The 18,792-nt window shown below is 72.3% G+C and carries 13 protein-coding genes; 8 read left to right on the top strand and 5 right to left on the bottom strand.

The features are described from left to right. The first annotated feature begins 47 nt into the window (after window positions 1-47). The 5 genes from OG522_RS21655 (at window position 48) to OG522_RS21675 (ending at window position 6,947) form a co-directional block, all read left to right on the top strand. The gene (locus OG522_RS21655; RefSeq protein WP_329464649.1) at window positions 48-995 is read left to right on the top strand and encodes an LLM class F420-dependent oxidoreductase; all 948 of its coding nucleotides are present in this window, start codon (window positions 48-50) and stop codon (window positions 993-995) included. Window positions 996-1,004: 9 nt separating this feature from the next. After that, window positions 1,005-1,790: an SDR family NAD(P)-dependent oxidoreductase gene (locus tag OG522_RS21660; protein ID WP_329464650.1), complete on the top strand. Its 786-nt coding sequence runs from the start codon at window positions 1,005-1,007 to the stop codon at window positions 1,788-1,790. A gap of 202 nt (window positions 1,791-1,992) precedes the next feature. Continuing rightward, the gene (locus tag OG522_RS21665; RefSeq protein WP_329464651.1) at window positions 1,993-3,120 is read left to right on the top strand and encodes an LLM class flavin-dependent oxidoreductase; all 1,128 of its coding nucleotides are present in this window, start codon (window positions 1,993-1,995) and stop codon (window positions 3,118-3,120) included. A gap of 630 nt (window positions 3,121-3,750) precedes the next feature. Next, window positions 3,751-5,490, top strand: a complete 1,740-nt coding sequence (locus tag OG522_RS21670; protein WP_329464652.1) for an N-acyl-D-amino-acid deacylase family protein — start codon at window positions 3,751-3,753, stop codon at window positions 5,488-5,490. After that, window positions 5,487-6,947, top strand: a complete 1,461-nt coding sequence (locus tag OG522_RS21675) for an aldehyde dehydrogenase family protein (protein ID WP_329464653.1) — start codon at window positions 5,487-5,489, stop codon at window positions 6,945-6,947. The genes OG522_RS21670 and OG522_RS21675 overlap by 4 nt, the downstream gene beginning before the upstream one ends. A 92-nt stretch (window positions 6,948-7,039) precedes the next feature. On the opposite strand, the gene OG522_RS21680 is transcribed toward OG522_RS21675, so the two are convergent. The 4 genes from OG522_RS21680 to OG522_RS21695 all read right to left on the bottom strand — a co-directional run bounded on the left by OG522_RS21680 (window position 7,040) and on the right by OG522_RS21695 (window position 10,492). Next, window positions 7,040-7,366 carry a putative quinol monooxygenase gene (locus OG522_RS21680; protein ID WP_329464654.1) on the bottom strand — a complete coding sequence of 109 codons (327 nt, stop codon included), beginning with the start codon at window positions 7,364-7,366 and terminating at the stop codon, window positions 7,040-7,042. Between the two features lie 138 nt (window positions 7,367-7,504). After that, a complete protein-coding gene (locus tag OG522_RS21685) occupies window positions 7,505-8,248 on the bottom strand; it encodes an IclR family transcriptional regulator (protein ID WP_329464655.1) in 744 nt (247 codons plus the stop codon). A gap of 22 nt (window positions 8,249-8,270) precedes the next feature. After that, window positions 8,271-8,885 carry a Uma2 family endonuclease gene (locus OG522_RS21690; RefSeq protein WP_329464656.1) on the bottom strand — a complete coding sequence of 205 codons (615 nt, stop codon included), beginning with the start codon at window positions 8,883-8,885 and terminating at the stop codon, window positions 8,271-8,273. A 71-nt stretch (window positions 8,886-8,956) separates the two neighbouring features. Next, window positions 8,957-10,492, bottom strand: coding sequence for a CehA/McbA family metallohydrolase (locus tag OG522_RS21695; RefSeq protein WP_329464657.1), 1,536 nt, complete (start codon window positions 10,490-10,492; stop codon window positions 8,957-8,959). A 249-nt stretch (window positions 10,493-10,741) separates the two neighbouring features. Here OG522_RS21695 and OG522_RS21700 point away from each other — a divergent pair, with 249 nt between their 5' ends. Further along, on the top strand, window positions 10,742-11,578 hold the full coding sequence (locus OG522_RS21700) for an LLM class F420-dependent oxidoreductase (protein WP_329464658.1): 837 nt from the start codon (window positions 10,742-10,744) through the stop codon (window positions 11,576-11,578). A gap of 48 nt (window positions 11,579-11,626) precedes the next feature. On the opposite strand, the gene OG522_RS21705 is transcribed toward OG522_RS21700, so the two are convergent. Next, window positions 11,627-13,324 (bottom strand): CocE/NonD family hydrolase, encoded by a 1,698-nt coding sequence (locus OG522_RS21705; RefSeq protein ID WP_329464659.1) that lies wholly within the window; start codon window positions 13,322-13,324, stop codon window positions 11,627-11,629. 239 nt (window positions 13,325-13,563) lie between these two features. Between OG522_RS21705 and OG522_RS21710 the strand changes: the two genes are divergently transcribed. Both OG522_RS21710 and OG522_RS21715 read left to right on the top strand, forming a co-directional pair. Further along, on the top strand, window positions 13,564-16,203 hold the full coding sequence (locus OG522_RS21710) for a bifunctional FO biosynthesis protein CofGH (protein WP_329464660.1): 2,640 nt from the start codon (window positions 13,564-13,566) through the stop codon (window positions 16,201-16,203). Between the two features lie 74 nt (window positions 16,204-16,277). Further along, on the top strand, window positions 16,278-18,785 hold the full coding sequence (locus OG522_RS21715; RefSeq protein ID WP_329464661.1) for a tetratricopeptide repeat protein: 2,508 nt from the start codon (window positions 16,278-16,280) through the stop codon (window positions 18,783-18,785). Window positions 18,786-18,792: the final 7 nt, after the last annotated feature.

Here is an 18,792-nt window from a genome sequence, read left to right on the forward strand (position 1 = left end):
CCGCCAACCGTTGGTGACGGATCGTCAGATCAGGGTGAGGCGGGCGCATGGTGCGGATACTGCCGGACGGGCGACTGGTGTACGGGATGCAGCTTCCCGTGCAGTCTCAGAGCACCATCTACGCGGAGGGCTGGGAGGCTGCGGCGGGGCCCGGGGACCTGGCCGAGATCGCGCGGGCCGCCGACCGGGGCGGGTTCGCCTACATCGCGTGCTGCGAACACATCGCGATCCCGCGCCGCCTCGCCGGACCCATGGGCACGGTCTGGTACGACCCGGTCGCGACCCTCGCCTTCCTGGCGGGGATCACCGAACGCGTGCGGCTGATGAGTCATGTCGCGGTCGTCGGTCTGCGCCACCCCCTGATCACCGCCAAGCAGTACGCGACCTTGGACCACCTCAGCGGCGGGCGGCTGATCCTGGGGGTGGGCGCCGGTCACGTACAGGAGGAGTTCGAGGCGGTCGGGGCGGACTTCGCGGGGCGCGGGCCGGTCCTGGACGAGACGGTCGACGCGCTGCGGGCCGCGCTGGGGGCCGAGGAGTACCCCGAGTTCCAGGGCGAGCGGTTCTCCTTCAGCGGGCTCGGCCAGCGGCCCCGGCCGGCGCAGCAGCGCGTCCCGCTCTGGGTGGGCGGGTCCTCGCCCGCCGCAGTCCGCAGGGCCGCGCTGCGTGGCGACGGCTGGCTGCCGCAGGGCGACCCGAGGGACCGGCTCCCGGCCCAGATAGCCAGGGTGAGGGCGCTCCGCGAGGAGGCCGGGGTGGCGGAGCCCATCGTGATCGGCGCGATCACCGAGGCGCTGTACGTCGGTGAGCCCGGCTGGGAGACCGGCCGCCGCACCCTCACCGGCAAGCCCGAGGCCCTCGCCGAGTCGCTGCGCGCGTACGGCGCGATGGGCGTCGACCAGATCCAGGTGCGGTTCCGCTCCCGGGGGCGCGACGAACTCATCGACCAGATGGCCGCGTTCGGGGCCGATGTCGGCCCGTACCTCAACGACTAGGAGTCCAGCATGGGCAAGCTCGACGGGCGGGTCGTCCTCATCACCGGCGGGGCGCGTGGGCAGGGCGAGCAGGAGGCACGGCTGTTCGTGGCCGAAGGCGCACAGGTCGTCATAGCGGACGTGCTCGATGAACAAGGGGAGGCCCTGGCGAAGGAGTTGGGGCAGGACGCCGCCCGCTTCGTGCACCTGGACGTGAGCCGGGAGGAGGAGTGGGTGGCTGGGGTCGGGGCCGCCAAGGATGCCTTCGGGAAGATCGACGGACTGGTCAACAACGCGGGGATCCTTCGTTTCAACGCGCTCGTCGACACCCCGTTGGACGAGTTCATGCAGGTCGTCCAGGTCAACCAGGTCGGCTGCTTCCTCGGCATCAAGACGGTGGCGCCCGAGATCGGCGCGGCGGGCGGCGGCACCATCGTCAACACCGCCTCGTACACGGCGATGACCGGCATGAGCGCGGTGGGGACGTACGCGGCCACCAAGCACGCGATCCTCGGGCTCACCCGGGTCGCCTCACTGGAACTCGCGCACCTGAAGATCCGGGTCAACGCGGTGTGCCCGGGGGCCATCGACACCCCGATGTCCAACCCGGCCCAGCTCGACCCGACCGCCGACCCCGCCGAGACCTCGGCGGCTCTGGACGCGCTCTACCAGAAGCTCGTGCCGCTGGGCCGGGTCGGCAGGCCCGAGGAGGTGGCGGCGCTCGCGCTGTTCCTGTCCGCCGAGGACTCCTCGTACATCACCGGCCAGCCCTTCGTGATCGACGGGGGGTGGCTGGCGGGGGTGGCGTTGTTCTGACTGCCTGTCAGGTATGGGTTCGTCGGGTATTGACGGTCCCCCCGGCCGGTGGAACAGTCGACGCATCACAAACTGACGGGTCGTCAGAAATGGGAGCCCGTGGTTTTCGGCGGCTCGCGATTCGCACGAGCCTCACGATCCCCGTGACGCCATGACCCCGTGACCCCTGTGACTCCCGTGAAGGACGCGAAGGAGAAGTCCCTTGGAATTCGGACTCTTTGTGCAGGGATACGTGCCCGCCGCACGGTCCGCGGTCGACCCCGAGGCGGAGCACAAGGCGCTGATGGAGGAGACCCAGTACGTCATCCAGGCCGACAAGTCCGGCTTCAAGTACGCCTGGGCCTCCGAGCACCACTTCCTGGAGGAGTACTCGCACCTGTCGGCCAACGAGGTCTTCCTCGGCTACCTCGCCCACGCCACCGAGCGCATCCACCTCGGCTCGGGCATCTTCAATCCGCTGGCCCAGGTCAACCACCCCGTGAAGGTCGCGGAGAAGGTGGCGATGCTGGACCACCTGTCCGAGGGCCGCTTCGAGTTCGGGTCCGGGCGGGGGGCGGGGTCCCATGAAATCCTCGGGTTCATACCTGGTGTGACGGACATGAACTACACCAAGGAGATCTGGGAGGAGACCATCGCGGAGTTCCCCAAGATGTGGCTCCAGGAGGAGTACCCGGGCTTCCAGGGCAAGCACTGGTCGCTTCCGCCGCGGAAGATCTTCCCCAAGCCGTACGGGAAGTCCCACCCGGCCATGTGGTACGCCGCCGGGTCGCCGTCCTCGTACGCGATGGCGGCGAAGAAGGGGCTCGGGGTGCTCGGCTTCTCCGTGCAGAAGGTCTCCGACATGGAGTGGGTCCTGGAGCAGTACAAGACGGCCGTCCAGGAGGCGGAGCCGGTGGGCGACTTCGTCAACGACAACGTGATGGTCACGTCGACCGCCATCTGTGCGCCCACGCATGACGAGGCGGTCCAAATCGCCGTGAACGGTGGGCTCAACCGGCTCCAGTCGCTCGTGTTCCGCTACCACGACACGTTCCCGCGACCGGAGGGGATTCCGGAGTGGCCCGAGACCCTGCCCGAGTACAACGCGGAGATCATCGAGCTGCTGATCGCGGAGGAGCTGATGATCTGCGGGGATCCGGACGAGGTCACCGCGCAGTGCAAGCGGTGGGAGGCGGCGGGGGCAGACCAGTTGTCGTTCGGGCTGCCGATCGGGGTGCCGTTCGAGGAGACGATGCGGTCGATTCGGCTGATCGGGGAGCATGTGATTCCGCGGATCGATACGGATCCGGTTCACCGTACGTCCCGCTTCCGGGCGGCGTCGGGGGGCTGACCGCCGAGCACCCCCGCCTCCCTCTTGGGGCTCCGCCCCTCGAACCCCGGCGGGGGGTTGTTCGCCGGGTGCGGGCTGTCCGTGGCTGGTCGCGCAGTTCCTCGCGCCCCTTTTGGGGCTTCGCCCCTTGAGCCTTCGGGGGAGGGTTGTTTGCCGGGTGCGGGTCGTTTGTGGCTGGTCGCGCAGTTCCTCGCGCCCCTTTTGGGGGTTGGCACCTCCCCCGCCTTGAGGGCCGGGGGCGCATGGCGGGCTGGGGGTGGAGCGCCGGGCGGGGCTGTGTTGTCAGGGGCGCGGGGAACTGCGCGCTCAGCCACGCGCGGCCCGCGGACGCACTCGTAGCCCCTCGCGGGGTCTGGGGCGGCAGCCCCGGAAGGCCCAGCACCTTCCATGCCGAGCGACGGGTGGGCGGGTGGGCAAACCCCCGAAGAGACGCGGGGCGGTGTCTTCCCGGACCGCCGCCCCGTCACCGGCCCCGGCCGGAGGCCATCGCGGCGGCCCCCGGCCGGGGCACACCCGCGTACCGGAACGGCCGGGCCGGGGCACACCCGCGTACCGGAACGGCCGGGCCGGGGCACACCCGCGTACCGGGACAGGGGCGCATCCGCCAACCAGGACAGGAAAGGGACCGCCATGCTCGACCATCTCATCGCCGGGGCCACCCTCGTGGACGGGACCGGTGAGCCGGGCCGGCTTGCCGATGTCGGGATCCGGGGCGGCCGGATCGCCCTGGTCGCCGAACCCGGCACCGTCACCGAGGACACCCGCACCCGCGAGGACGCCACCGGACTCGTCCTCGCCCCCGGCTTCGTCGACCCGCACACCCACTACGACGCCCAGCTCTTCTGGGACCCGTACGCCACGCCCTCCATGAACCACGGCGTCACCACCGTCGCCGGCGGCAACTGCGGATTCACCCTCGCCCCACTCAACCCGGCCCGTCCCGAGGACGCCGACTACACCCGCCGCATGATGTCCAAGGTCGAGGGCATGTCCCTCAAAGCCCTTGAGGAGGGCGTCAGTTGGGGATGGTCATCCTTCGGTGAGTACCTGTCCGCTCTCGACGGGCGCATTGCCGTCAACGCCGGGTTCATGGTCGGGCACTGCGCGCTGCGGCGGCACGTCATGGGGCCGGACGCCGTCGGCGGGCAGCCCACCCCCGCACAGCTCGACGCCATGCTCGCCCTCCTCCACGACGCCATGGACGCCGGGGCCTGGGGGCTCTCCACCACCCAGTCCTCCACCCATTCGGACGGGGACGGGAAACCCGTAGCCTCCCGGCACGCCCGGCCCGCCGAACTGCTCGCGCTCAGCCGGGCGGTCGGCGAGCACGAGGGCACCCAGCTCGAAGCCATCGTCGCCGGGTGTCTGGATCAGTTCGGGGACGAGGAGATCGACCTGCTCGTCGAGATGAGCGCCGCGGCGGGGCGGCCGCTCAACTGGAACGTCCTCACCATCGACGCCGCCGTACCCGAGCGCGTACCGCGCCAGCTCGTCCCCAGTGAGCGCGCCCGCAAGGCCGGTGGCCGGATCGTCGCCCTCACGATGCCGATCCTCACTCCCATGAACATGTCGCTCGGCACCTTCTGCGCGCTCAACCTCATCCCGGGGTGGGGGGAGATACTCGCCCTGCCCGTGGCCGAACGCATCGCCAAGTTGCGGGACCCCGCCGTACGGGCCGAGATGCTGCGCCGGGCCGGCAGCAAGGAAGCCGGGATCTTCCGCCGGCTCGCCAACTTCGGACGGTACGTCATCGGCGATACGTACAGCCCCGAGAACGCGGGCCTGTCCGGCCGGGTCGTGGGCGACATCGCCACCGAACGGGGGCTCGACCCCTTCCACTGCCTGGTCGAGATCTGCGCCAACGACCAACTCCGTACGGTCCTTTGGCCCATGCCCACCGACAACGACCCCGCCACCTGGGCGCTGCGGCGTGAGACGTGGGAGCACGAGGACGTGCTGCTCGGCGGGTCCGACGCGGGGGCGCACCTGGACCGGATGTGCGGGGCCCCGTACACCACGCGGTTCCTCGGCGACTGCCTGCGCGGCCGCAAGCTCGTTCCGCTGGAGCGGGCCGTGAAGATGCTCACCGACGACCCCGCCCGGCTGTTCGGGCTCAGGGAGCGGGGGCGCGTCGAGGCGGGGTGGCACGCGGACCTCGTCCTCTTCGACCCCGCGCGCATCGAGGCCGGGCCCGCCACCCTCGTCCACGACCTGCCCGGCGACAGTCCCCGGCTCGACTCCAAGGCCCTCGGGATCGTCTCGGTCCGGGTCAACGGCGTCGAGACGATCCGCGACGACCGGGTGACGGGGGCCGTGCCCGGCACGGTGCTCCGCTCCGGGCGCGACACCAGGACGGTGAGCACCAAGTGAGCGACGAAGAAAGGAAGTTGTTCATCGGCGGGTCGTGGGTCGAGCCCGACGGCGGGCACTATCCCGTGCTCGATCCCGCCACCGAGGGCGTGGTCGGGCACGCGCCCGAGGCCAGTCGTGAGCAGGTGTACCAGGCCGCCGCGGCCGCCCGGGAAGCCTTCGGGCGCTGGTCCCGTACGCGTCCCGAGGAGCGGGCCACCATCCTCGACCGGGCCGCCGACCTCATGCAGCGCGACTTCGCCCCGAACGCCGACCTCGCCCGCGCCGAGACCGGCGCCACCACCGCCACCGCGCGCGACATGCAGGTCGCGGTCGGCATCTCGCGGTTCCGGAGGTACGCCAAGGGCGCCCTGGAGCCGGTGGAGCAGGCCGTCGCGCCCCAGATCAACGAGGCGGGGCCGATGGGGAAGGCCGGTGTCTTCGGGGCGCTGGCGGTGCGGCAGCCGGTGGGGGTGGTCACCTGCATCACCTCGTACAACAACCCCTGGGCCAACCCGGCGGGCAAGGTCGCGCCCGCGCTCGCCATGGGGAACACGGTCGTGGTCAAACCCGCCCCGCAGGATCCGCTGTCCGTTTTCAGGATGGCCGAGGCCCTGGAGGAGGCCGGGGTGCCGGGCGGGGTCGTGAACGTCGTCAGCGGGTCGGCGCCCGCCGTCGGGGAGGCGGCCGTCGACTCGCCGGACGTCGACATGGTGAGCTTCACCGGCAGTACCGCCGTGGGGCAGCGGATCGCCGAGGTGTGCGGGCGGCACATGAAGCGGCAGCTGATGGAGCTGGGCGGCAAGGGCGCGGCACTCGTCTTCGACGACGCCGACCTCGACTCGGCGACGCTGGGCATCGGCACGACGTTCGCCTTCTACAGCGGGCAGATCTGCACCGCGCCGACTCGCGTCCTGGTGCAGCGCGCCGTGCACGACCAGCTGATCGACAAGCTCACCGGGTACCTCGGCTTCATGAAGGTGGGGGACCCGGCGGCGCGGGGCACGGTGGTGGGGCCGGTGATCTCCGCCGCGCACCGCGACCGCATCGAGGCGTACGTCGAGCTGGGACGAAAAGAGGGCGCCCAGGTCGTGGCCGGTGGCCAACGCCCGGCGTTCTCGCGGGGGTTCTACGTCGCCCCGACCCTCCTCGCCGAGTGCACCAACGACATGCGGGTGGTGCGCGAGGAGATCTTCGGCCCGGTCGTGGTGGTCGTCCCCTTCGATGACGAGGAGGAGGGCGTCGCGCTGGCCAACGACAGCGAGTACGGGCTGATCGACTACGTCTGGTCCGGCGACGTGGCACGGGCCTTCCGGGTCGCCCGCCGGCTGCGCGCGGGCGGGGTCGGCGTCAACACCGTCGGCCGCAACATGGAGGCGCCGTTCGGCGGCTTCAAGAAGAGCGGGGTGGGACGCGACGTCGGCTCGTACGCGCTGCACGCGTACAGCGAACTCCAGTCGATCGTCTGGCCCGGCTGAGCGGACTTGTGGAAGCCCGGTACGGTACCTGGCCCTGACGGGGTGGGCCCCCGTCGGGCCGCCGCCCGCGAACGGCACTTCCCGCGTGGTGCTCAGTCGCGCGGCTGGAGCTCGGCCATCCGGCTCCAACCCCCGCCCGGCACCTCGACGTTGATGATTTCCGGGGTGCTGGCGATGGCGCCGGCCATCGCCGCCATGCCCGCCCGGAAGTGGTCGGAGTCGACGTGCGCCGCGCCCGCGGCCGAGTCGGCGAAGGCTTCGAGGAGGGTGTACCGGGTGGGGTCGTCCACGCTGCGCGACCAGTCGTAGAAGAGGTTGCCCGGCTCGGCGCGGGTGGCCCGGGTGAAATCGTCCACGATGGCCAGCCAGTCGTCGGCATGCTCGGGACGGACGGTGAACCTGACAGCGATGAAGATCATGCCCCCTACGGTGCGGGCGGGGTGGGAGCGCTGCAAGCGGGGGTGGCCCGGATTCCGAGGGGGTCGGAACGGGGGGCCCGGGACCACTCAGGCTCCCGGATTCCGAGGGGTCGGAACAGGAGCCCGGCCCGAAACCGCTCAGACCGTGGCCGCCAGCTCCGTCGCCGCCCGGGTCACCGCCGACCGGATCGCGCCGTGCCGTCCGCGGAACTCGGCGGTCTCCAGCGACACCGACAGGGCATGGACCGTGCCGTCCGCGCGCGGTCCCGGCAGGGCCACCGCGAGGCACGTGTAGGCCGGGTCCGCCTCGCCGATCGACACCGCGAAGCCCTGTCCCCGCACCCGGGTCAGCTCGGCCTCGAAACGGTCGGCGGCGGTGATCGTACGGTCGGTGAACCTGGCCATGCCGTGATCGGCGAGGTAGCGGCGCCGCACCGGCCGGGGGAGCCCGGCGAGCAGCGCCTTGCCGTGGGCGGTGGCGTGGGCGCGGAGCTCGGGGCCGGGGCTGAAGGGGTCGGCGGTGTCGGTGACGGGGGCGGTGCTGTCGACCACGGTGATCAGGCCGCCGCGGTACGCCGTGTAGTAGGCCTGGGCCCCGGTGGCCCGGCGCAGCCGCGGCAGGAGCTCGCCGACGCCCGGGGCGGGCCGCAGATGCCGCTGGAAGGACCGGTGCAGGGCGGGCACCCGCGGTCCGGGCGCGTACCCCTGGGGCGTCCGTGTGAGATGCCCGCGCGCGGTGAGCGGCCCGAGCAGGTGATAGACGGTCGACAGGGAACACCCCACCCGCCGGGCGATCGCCTTCGCCCCGACCGGCCCCGGCGCGTCGGCCACGGCATCCAGGATCGCGAGCGCACGGTCGACGGACTGGGGGGTGGTGGTCATGGACCGAGGGTAGGGGCGCCGGTCACTCCCGGGGGAATTCGTCCGTCGAGATGGTGAGGCCGAGGACTGTGCCCGTGAGGTCGAGGTCGTTGCCGAAGGGCACCCTGAGCTCGCTGACGTAGTCGCCTTTCTTGGGCTGGGTGTAGACGTGGCACTTGCCCTGATACGGGTCGGCGATCAGGTAGACCGGGATCTCGGCCGTCGCGTACGCGATCCGCTTGGGGTGGTAGTCGTTGTGGCCGGTGCCCTTCGAGACGACCTCGGCGACGAACTCGACGTCGTTGTGGACGAAGCGCCGCGCGCCGTGCTCGACCGACGCCTCGGACACCAGCGTGATGTCGGAGCAGAAGCCGTTGAGGTGGCCGGGGTAGTCGATCCGGACGTCGGAGAGGATTCGTTTCCGGGGGAACTTCGTCCTCAATTGTTCGAAGATGTCCGCAATGATGTCCCAGTGGATGCTCCGTTGCGGCGTCATGAAGATGCCCCCCTCGACAATGTCGATCCGGTAACCGTCGGGGGCGGTCTTCTCCAGCCACTTGAACAGTGCGTCGAGCGTGTGCTCGCTGTTCCTGTGCTCGGCCATCTCGATCCTGTCGTCGGTCCCGTCGTCCGTGATCCGGTCGTCGACAACGGTCATCGTGGCGCTCCTCCCCGGCCGTCTCTCGAACGAACACGGCCGCGCAGTACAACGATACGCACGCAGCCGCGTCACGCCGGGTGGTGATCGCCCAGGAACACCGGGTTGGTGAACGCCGTCAGCGGGCCCGGGAAGCCCTGGACGGCCGGGGCGTGGCGGACCTCGGCGCGTATGTACGCCGCGTTGGCCGGGGTGGTCCGCCACTGCGCCGTGCCCGTGCCCGAGGCGGGGAGCTGGGTGGTGTACCGGGTGCCCTGGTCGGTGACGAAGGACGCCGTGCAGCCGGGGGCGCCGGTGACCTCCAGGCGGGCCGTCACCGGCTCGTCCGGTTCGGCCCGCAGGCGTTCGCCGATTCCCGCGTGCCGGCCGTGGCCGCCGATGACCGAGAACGACACCGACACCGCCGCGGACTCCGCCACGTACGAGCGGCCCGCCTTCAGGCCCGCCTGGATCGCCTCCCGGGTCAGGTCGTCGGCGAGGACGACGGTCTGGGGGCCGCCGACGCGGTCCGGGTCGCGGTGCGCGTCGCTGTTGCCCATCGCCGGGAGCCACGGCCTGCCCGAACGTGCCGACAGCGCAAGGGAGTTGTCCCATTCCAGCAGGGACACCTCGTCGTCCGGGGTGTACGGGCCGTTCCACACCTCCACCGCGTCCGCGTCGCCGAAGCCGAACTTCCAGTTGCAGCCGACGCAGGTGGCGTGCGGATGGGCCGGGACGACAATGCCGCCCGCCCGGTGGACCTCGCGCGCGAAGTGGCCGAAGCGGTTGTCGCGGGCCCGGTAGCGCCAGTCGACGAAGGTGCCTCCCTCCATGCCGAGCGCCACCACGTGGCCGTTGCGGGTGGTGATCTCCTCGCCCGTCATGATGAGGAGGTCGTCGCCCCACAGGCCCTGCCACGCCCGGTGCGCCGAACTCGTGTTGTGCTCCGAGGTGTTGATGAAGTCCAGGCCCGCCGCGCGCGCGAGCGCCGCGATCCGGTCCGGGGTGCGCCCGCCGTCGGAGTGCACCGAGTGCAGGTGGCAGTCGCCCCGGTACCAGGCCCGGCCCCGTCCCTTGGCGCGCGGCGGCGGGTAGACGGGCTTCGGGGTCGGTGACGGCGCGCCGTACTTCAGCGTGATCGTCACCGTGTACGCCAGCCCCTGCGGGGCGACCGTGTACGGGCCGAGGGCGATGTGCCAGGTCCCGGCGCGCAGCGGGCCCGGCAGATAGCCCGGGGTCGCGTCGTCGGCGCGTACGAAGAACTCGGTGCGCGCCCCGCCCGACCAGCCTCGGAACCCCGCCCCACCGAGCGCCGTGCCGCGCTCGTCGAAGATGCCGATGTCGAGGGCGTTGCCCTGCGTGCCGGTCGGCACGGGCGGCTTCTCGTAGCTGTAGGAGACCGCCAACTCCCTTACGCCATCAGGGACTTCGAGCGGCAGGTACACGAAGTCGGGGGCGCCCGGCGGCAGGGTGCCGCGCACTGTCTTCGTCTCGTCGGCGCGGCCGGTGCCCGTGTTGGCGCCGCCTTCCGCGTTCGCGAAGTTCACGGTTCCCAAGGTAAGGGCGGCGGCCGCGCCCGTCACGATGAGTCCTCGTCTGCCGATGGATCCGGATCCGTTCTCGGTCATGACCAGAGCTCCCGGTGCGTTCGAGTGGATGCGAGGGGAAGAGGTGAGGTGCGGTGTCCGCTTGCTCCCCGAGCCGTTCCCGCTCACTCCCGGGGCCTTGCCTGCTTACTGTCGTACCCCTGTGTGAACGCGGGGAGTCGCCGAGTTGAGCATCCCTCGCGGTGGCCGGCGCCGGTGAGCGTGCCTTGCGGTCGCGGGGCGCTGGGGATAGGAAGTGATCCCACCGCAGACCGACCGGAAGGTATGCCGATGCGCATCGCCACCACGATCTTCCTGACCGACGAGACGATCACACCCGTCCGCATCGCCCGGGAGCTGGAGCAGCGCGGATTCTCTGGGCTCTATCTGCCGGAGCACACCCACATTCCGGTCGAGCGGGTCACCCCGTACCCGGCCGGCGGTGAGCTGCCGCGCGAGTACGGCCGCACCCTCGACCCGTTCGTCGCCCTCGGCCAGGCCGCCGCGGTGACCGAGGACCTGCACCTCGGGACCGGGATCACGCTGATCGCCCAGCACGATCCGATCGACCTGGCCAAGCAGATCGCCACCCTCGACCACCTCTCCGGCGGGCGCTTCACGCTCGGGTGCGGCTACGGCTGGAACAAGGAGGAGGCCGCCGACCACGGCGTCGAGTGGTCGGCCCGGCGCGACCTCACCCGCGATCGCGTCGCGCTGATGCGCGCCCTGTGGGCGGCCGAACCCACCGCCTACGAGGGCGAGTTCGGGTCGGTGAAGGCGTCGTACGCCCATCCCAAGCCGGTGCGCGGCGGCGCCCCGCGCATTTTGGTCGGCGGGGCCGCCGGGCCGAAGCTGTTCGCGCACATCGCCGAGTACGCCGACGGCTGGCTGCCGATCGGCGGGCGCGGCCTCTCCGAGTCGCTGCCGGTGCTGCGGCGGGTGTGGGAGGAGGCAGGGCGCGCGCCGGGGGACCTCCAGGTCGTTCCGTACGCGGTGCTGCCCGCCCCCGGCAAACTGGCGCACTACGCGGATCTCGGCATCGAGGAGGTCGTCCTCCAGCTGCCGTCGGCCGATGAGCGGGGGGTGCTCAAGGCCCTCGACGAGTACGGACCGTACGTGCGGCCGTGAAGCCGGGGGCGGCCCCGGTGCGCCGGGCCGCCCCCCTTTCGACGTGCCTCAGCTCAGCGGGAGTTCCAGGTAGGACGGGTCCTCGTCGGGCGAGGTGACCGTGATGGCGCCGGGCGGCTGGGCGGCGGGACCGTAGAACGGGTCCACCGAGTCGAGGACCAGCATCAGGCGGTGCCCCGCCCGCACGTCGTACCCGGTGGCCTGGAGCGCGATGTCGACGGTGACCGGTGCGTCGGGGTCACCGTCCCGGACGGTGTACGGCGCGTGCGTGATGATGCGGGCGATGCCGAGCGCGTTCACGTCGAAGAGGTACGCCACGAACGTCGAGTCCGGCGCGCTCGGCGCGACCGTCACCCGCAGCCGCGGCACGCCCCGCAACTGGTGCCGCGACGGCAGCGGCGCAGTCGACCACACCCCGGCGTCGTTCCGGTCGATCCGGCCCGTCCGGTACGTCTTGGGCAGCCCGGCCAGCTCGGCGTACCCGGTGAGCAGGATGGCGTCCGCGACGGTCGCGGGGGTGTCGGTGCCGGTGGTGAACGTGGTGCGCCAGCCGTTGCCGGGCTTGTCCAGGAGCCCGCCGTCCTGGGCGCCCTCGGCGGGCCCGGTGAGGTAGAAGCGCTCGGGGTCGCCGGTGGCCGCGTGCCAGCTGGGCCTGGACTCCAGCGTCCGGCTCCACATGATCTCGCTGACGACCTGGTCCTCGGCACCGGAGTCGGCGTCGAAGACGGCCGCCGCCTCCGCCTCGGAGCCGTCGTCGGCCGCTTCGAGCAGATGGTGGTCGAACCAGCGGTGCGCGTCCTGCCAGATCCGGTTGGGCAGCCCCAGGATGCCGGTCATCTCCGGCCCTGAATGGTCGCCGACCGACAGGAGCAGCCGCTTGGGGCCGCTCAGCGCGTTGAACATCTTCAGCGTCTGGTTGGTCGGGAACAGCGTCTCGTGCCAGGCGTTCGCGAACAGCACGGGCACCTGGCGCCGGTTGAGCTTGTCGACCCGGTGGTACGGCGAGCGCGAGGCCGCCCACCTCAGCGTCTCCGCCACGTTCCGGTTGGCCAGTACGTCGTCGAAGGCCTGCTGGGTGCGCGCGCTGAGCCGGGCGGTCTTCGCCGCGTCGAGCAGCGTCCGCACGGCGGCGACGTGCCGGGTGTCGTTCTCGTAGAACGCCTCGCCCAGATCGCCCCAGGTGCTGAGCGCGACCACCGCGTGCACCCGGCTGTCCTCGGCGGCGACCAGCTGGCTGATGCCGGAGCCGTACGAGTCGCCGAGGAAGCCGATCCTGCCGATCGCGCCGGGACCGCCGGCCTGGGCGATCAGGTAGTCCAGCGCCCGGATGCCGTCGGCGATGTCCGCCTCGCCGGCCACCTCGACCTCGCCGCCGGACTCGCCGAACCCCCGCGCGGTGTAGGCCAGTACGTGGTAGCCGCGGCGGGCGAAGCGCAGCGCCTGGATCGCGTAGACGGTCCAGCCCTGCTTGGCCCACGGCGAGGGCATCACGATCAGCGGGTGCGGTCCGGGGCCGTTGTGCAGCCATAAGGCGGCGTCGAGTTCGACACCGCCGTCGCCCGGCACGCCCACGCCGTCCAGGAAGGTCGCCGCCTTGCGCGCCTCGGTCACCTCGGCCGCCCGCGCGGGGGCGAGCCGCGAGGTGTCGCCGGTGCGCAGCGCCTCCACGACCTGTGCGAGCGCCGCTTCGTCCAGTTCCGGGTAGAGGCTCACCGCTGCGGCCGGCTGTTGTCCGTTTGAAGTCACGTCGGTCCCATTCCACTTCGTCGACTTGCACGGGTGTCGCGCTCGGGCCCGGAGCGACTCCCAGTATCGAGGTGAACGCACTCCGTATTGATGCCCTTTGGAGGTGATTGGCCGGAAACGCACGGCGGCGCGGGAAGGGTGGGCCTCGCGGGGCGGGGACGCTGTGCGCCGCCCGGCCCGGCGCCTGGTGGCAGGCGGTGCCCGCCGCGCGGTCAAACGCACGCTCGTATCCTCGGGGGATGACTTCCAGCGCGCAGCCCCCGCAGGCAGAAGGACCCGGCCCCGCCCCGCAGTCCTTCGCCGCCCCGACCGCCAACTCGATGCGGCGCGCGCTGAAACGCGCCAGGGACGGCGTGGCGCTGGACGTCGCCGAGGCCGCCGTGCTGCTCCAGGCCCGCGGCGCCGACCTCGCCGACCTCACCGGGTCCGCCGCGCGGGTGCGCGACGCGGGCCTGGCGGCCGCGGGCCGGCCCGGGGTCATCACCTACTCCAAGAGCGTGTTCATCCCGCTCACCCGGCTGTGCCGGGACAAGTGCCACTACTGCACCTTCGTCACCGTGCCCGGCAAGCTGCGCCGGGCCGGGCACGGGATGTTCATGTCCCCCGACGAGGTGCTCGACATCGCCCGCAAGGGCGCCGAACTCGGCTGCAAGGAAGCCCTGATCACGCTCGGCGACAAGCCCGAGGACCGCTGGCCCGAGGCCCGCGAGTGGCTGGACGCGCACGGCTACGACGACACCATCGCGTACGTGCGCGCCATGTCGATCCGCATCCTGGAGGAGACGGGACTGCTCCCGCACCTCAACCCGGGGGTCCTGTCCTGGACCGACTTCCAGCGCCTCAAGCCGGTCGCTCCCTCCATGGGCATGATGCTGGAGACGACCGCGACCCGCCTGTGGTCCGAGCCGGGCGGCCCGCACCACGGCTCCCCTGACAAGGAACCCGCCGTGCGGCTGCGGGTCCTTGAGGACGCGGGCCGCTCGTCGGTGCCGTTCACCAGCGGTCTGCTGATCGGCATCGGCGAGACGTACGAGGAGCGCGCCGACTCGCTGTTCGCGCTGCGCCGCATCGCGCGCTCGTACCACGGCATCCAGGAACTGATCATCCAGAACTTCCGCGCCAAGCCGGACACGGCGATGCGCGGCATGCCCGACGCCGAGCTCGACGACCTGGTGGCGACGGTCGCGGTGGCCCGGCACATCATGGGCCCCGCCGCCTGCCTCCAGGCGCCGCCGAACCTGGTCGCGGGGGAATACGCGCGGCTGATCGGCGCGGGGATCGACGACTGGGGCGGGGTCTCCCCGGTCACCATCGACCACGTGAACCCGGAGCGCCCGTGGCCCCGGATCGAGGAACTGGCGGACCGCTCGAAGGAGGCGGGCTTCTCGCTGCGTGAACGGCTGTGCATCTACCCGGAGTTCGTGCAGCGCGGCGAGCCGTGGCTGGACCCCCGGCTGCTGCCGCACCTGCGCGCCCTCGCGGACCCCGAGACTGGCCTGGCGAACGAGGCGGCCGAGGTCCGGGGCCTGCCCTGGCAGGAGCCCGACGAGGGGTTCGAGGCGTCCGGCCGCACCGATCTGCACCACACCATCGACACCGAGGGCCGCACTTCGGACCGCCGCGAGGACTTCGACTCCGTGTACGGAGACTGGGGCGCGCTGCGCGAGGCCGCGGCCCCGGGCATGGTCCCCTCGCGCATCGACGCCGACGTGCGCCACGCGCTCGCGGTGGCCGCCGACGACCCGACGAAACTGACCGACGCGGAGGCGCTCGCGCTGCTGCACGCGGACGGCGAGGCCTTGGACGCGCTGTGCCACGTCGCCGACGACCTGCGCAAGTCGGTGGTGGGCGACGACGTGACGTACATCGTCACGCGGAACATCAACTTCACCAACGTCTGCTACACCGGCTGCCGCTTCTGCGCGTTCGCGCAGCGCCGCACGGACGCGGACGCGTACACGCTGTCCCTGTCGCAGGTCGCCGACCGGGCCGAACAGGCCTGGGAAGTAGGGGCGGTCGAGGTCTGCATGCAGGGCGGCATCCACCCCGACCTGCCGGGCACGGCGTACTTCGACATCGCGAAGGCGGTGAAGGAGCGGGTGCCCGGCATGCACGTGCACGCCTTCTCGCCGATGGAGGTCGTGAACGGCGCGACCCGCACCGGCCTGTCGATCCGGGAGTGGCTGACGGCGGCGAAGGAAGCGGGCCTGGACTCGATCCCGGGGACGGCGGCGGAGATCCTGGACGACGAGGTCCGCTGGATCCTGACCAAGGGCAAGCTGCCGACGGCCACCTGGATCGAGGTCGTCAAGACCGCCCACGAACTGGGCATCCGCTCCTCGTCCACGATGATGTACGGACACGTCGACCAGCCCCGCCACTGGCTGGGCCACTTCCGCACGCTGGCCGGCATCCAGCAGGCCGCGCTCTCCAACAACGTGGCCGGCTTCACGGAGTTCGTGACGCTGCCCTTCATCCACACCAACGCCCCTGTCTACCTGGCGGGCATCGCGCGCCCCGGCCCCACGGCCCGCGACAACAGGGCGGTGACGGCGATGGCCCGCCTCCTGCTGCACCCCCACATCCCCAACATCCAGACCAGCTGGGTGAAGCTGGGTCAGGAGGGCGCGGCCGAGATGCTGCGCTCGGGCGCGAACGACCTGGGCGGCACCCTGATGGAGGAGACCATCTCCCGGATGGCGGGCTCCAGTTACGGCTCCTACCGTTCCATCAAGGACCTCGTGGCCATCGCGGACACGGCGGGCCGCCCGTCGCGCCCCCGCACTACGCTGTACGGGGCGGTGCCGGCGGAGCGGGTGGCCGCGGCCCACACCTCGGACGGCCACCTGCCGGAACTGCTGCCGGTGCTTGGGGACTGAGGCCGTCCGCCCAGGCCCCCTGGCGCCGCCCGATATGGTCGAAGGGGGCTGGGCCGAGGGGGAGGGGTTCGGGCGTGCAGGCTTCGATGCAGGAGCTCATCCGGCGGCGCAAGCGGGCCGGATTCGTGGGGCGGCGGGGTGAACTCGCCGCCTTCCAGCGGAACTTCGACGTTCCCGTGGACGACGAGCAGCACCGCTTCGTCTACTCCGTGCACGGCAACGCCGGGGTCGGCAAGACCTTCCTGGTACGGGAGCTGGAGCAGGCGGCCCGGGAGCGCGGGGCGGTGACCGCGTACACCGACGAGGGCGTCAACAGCGTGCCCGAGGCGCTGGGCGCCATCGGCGCGCACTTCGCGCGCCAGGGGCACCCGCTCAAGGCCCTCGACCGGATCCTGGCCACCTACCGCCAGCGTCGGTACGAGGCCGAGGCGGCCGGCGCCGGACCGGGCCCGGGTCCCTCGGCCGGGGCCGTCGTCGCCGCGCAGGCGGGCCTTGCCGGAATCGGGCTCGTACCCGGGGTGGGGGCGCTCGCCGGAGCCGTCGATCCAGCCCAACTCGCCCAGGGCGCCGACCGGTTGAGGGCAGCGCTCAGTGCGCGGCTCGGACGCCAGGAGGACGTGCAGCTGGTCCTCGACCCGCTGCGCGTGCTCACCCCCGTGTTCGTGGAGGAGCTGGGGCGCGTCGCCGCCCAGGTGCCGTGGGTGGCCCTCTTCTTCGACACGTACGAACTCACCGGCGCCTTCCTCGACGGCTGGCTGCGCGACCTGGTCTCCACCGACCGCTACGGCGGCCTTCCCGCCAACACCGTCCTGACGCTGTCGGGGCAGGGCCGGCACGACCCGTTGCGCTGGCCCGCCGCCGCGGACTTCGTTGCCGATCTGCCCCTGGAGCCCTTCACCGAGGACGAGGCGCGCCAACTCCTGGCCGCCAAAGGGGTGGTGGAGGAGGACGTCGTACGGGATGTCCTGCGGCTCTCCGGGCGGCTCCCGGTGCTGGTCAGCACGCTGGCGGGCAGCCGGCCCGCGACGCCGGGCGACATCGGCGACCCGAGCGCCACGGCGGTGGAGCGGTTCCTGAAGTGGGAGCCCGACCCGGTACGCAGGGCCGCCGCGCTCGAAGGGGCGCTGCCCAGGCGACTGGACGAGGACGTGTTCCGCGCGGCCGTCTCCGGCGACGCGGCCGGGCTGTTCGGCTGGCTGCGGTCGCTGCCGTTCGTCCGGGACCAGGGCGGCCGGATCAAGTACCACGAGGTCGTCCGCGCCCCCATGCAGCGCCTCCAGCGCACGTCCTCGCCGCAACGCTGGCGGGCCGGACACCAGCGGCTCGCCGCCTGGTACGCGCGGGAGCGGGCCGCGGCCGAGGGCGCTTCCGGCGAGCGCTGGCGCGACGAGGCGTGGCGCGAGCCGCGTCTGGAGGAGCTCTACCACCGGCTGTGCGCCGACCCGGCGGGCACCTTCGGCGAGGTCCTGCGTGACGGCATCGCCGCCTGCCGCCAGGGCACGGTCACCGCCCGCCGCTGGGCGCGGGTGATCGCGGACGCGGGCGAGGACGCCAACCGTGAGCCGCTGCGCACATGGGGCACCGCGTGCCTGGCCGCGCTCGCGGCCGAACGCGGCCAGTGCGTCGACGTCCTCGGCATGATGCTGGCCCGCCCCGAACTCACCGACGACGACCGGGTCGCGGTGCACGTCGCCCGTGCCTGGGGCCACTTCAGGGCCGAGGCGTACGAGGAGGCGCTCGCGGACCACCGGCGGGCCCTCACCCTGCACCCGCGCAGCGCCGACGCGCACCACGGGCGGGCGGTGCTGCACCGGGCCCTCGGCGACCACGCGGCGGCGCTCGCCGACCTCGACCGGCTCGAAGAGCTGGAGCCGGGGCTGCCCCGCGCACCGCGCGAACGCGGCGAGACCCACCGGCGTGCGGGCCGCTACGAGGAGGCCGTCGCCGAACTCGGCCGCGCCCTCGCGCTCGACCCGGCAGATGCCTTGACCCTGGGCAGCCGAGGCCAGGCATTGGCCCAACTCGACCGTCCCACCGAGGCGTTGGAGGACTTCGACCGGGCGCTGGCCATCGACCCCGACTACGGGTGGGCACTGGTGCGCCGGGCCCATGTGCGGGCCCTGCGCGGCGACACGGAGGGCGCGCTCGCCGACCTCGACCGGGCCGAGCGGCTCTCGCCGTCGTGGGCGTGGGTGCTCGGCGAGCGCGGTCTCGTGTACCGGTTCGCGGGGCGTTTCGAGGAGGCCGTCGAGCAGTTCGGGCGGGCGCTGCGCCTCGATCCCGGGTACGCGTGGGCGCTGGGTAGCCGGGCGGTGGCCCTCGCGGAACTGGGGCGCGTCACCGAGGCGCTGGCCGACCTGGACCGGGCGGTCGAGATGGTGCCGGGGTACGTGTGGGCCTACCAGCAGCGGGCCCGGCTGCACCGGTCGCTCGGCCGCGAGGAGCATGCGCTGGCCGACCTCGCCCGCGCCGAGCGGGCGGGGCACGCCCAGGGCATCCCCTCCGGGCCGCCCCCCGCCGACGAGGGCGGCCCCCGCCACCCGACCGCCCCGCCGGAGCCGGGGCCCGGCCCGAGGGGCTGAGCGCTCG

The organism is Streptomyces sp. NBC_01431 (genome assembly GCF_036231355.1).
Taxonomy (GTDB): domain Bacteria; phylum Actinomycetota; class Actinomycetes; order Streptomycetales; family Streptomycetaceae; genus Streptomyces.

What these genes read in the sequence shown, in the direction of transcription:
- OG522_RS21655 (WP_329464649.1), top strand. Translation starts at nt 48, where the DNA reads ATGGTGCGGATACTGCCGGACGGGCGACTGGTGTACGGGATGCAGCTT.
- OG522_RS21660 (WP_329464650.1), top strand. Translation starts at nt 1,005, where the DNA reads ATGGGCAAGCTCGACGGGCGGGTCGTCCTCATCACCGGCGGGGCGCGT.
- OG522_RS21670 (WP_329464652.1), top strand. Translation starts at nt 3,751, where the DNA reads ATGCTCGACCATCTCATCGCCGGGGCCACCCTCGTGGACGGGACCGGT.
- OG522_RS21680 (WP_329464654.1), bottom strand. Translation starts at nt 7,366, where the DNA reads ATGATCTTCATCGCTGTCAGGTTCACCGTCCGTCCCGAGCATGCCGAC.
- OG522_RS21685 (WP_329464655.1), bottom strand. Translation starts at nt 8,248, where the DNA reads ATGACCACCACCCCCCAGTCCGTCGACCGTGCGCTCGCGATCCTGGAT.
- OG522_RS21690 (WP_329464656.1), bottom strand. Translation starts at nt 8,885, where the DNA reads ATGACCGTTGTCGACGACCGGATCACGGACGACGGGACCGACGACAGG.
- OG522_RS21695 (WP_329464657.1), bottom strand. Translation starts at nt 10,492, where the DNA reads ATGACCGAGAACGGATCCGGATCCATCGGCAGACGAGGACTCATCGTG.
- OG522_RS21700 (WP_329464658.1), top strand. Translation starts at nt 10,742, where the DNA reads ATGCGCATCGCCACCACGATCTTCCTGACCGACGAGACGATCACACCC.
- OG522_RS21710 (WP_329464660.1), top strand. Translation starts at nt 13,564, where the DNA reads ATGACTTCCAGCGCGCAGCCCCCGCAGGCAGAAGGACCCGGCCCCGCC.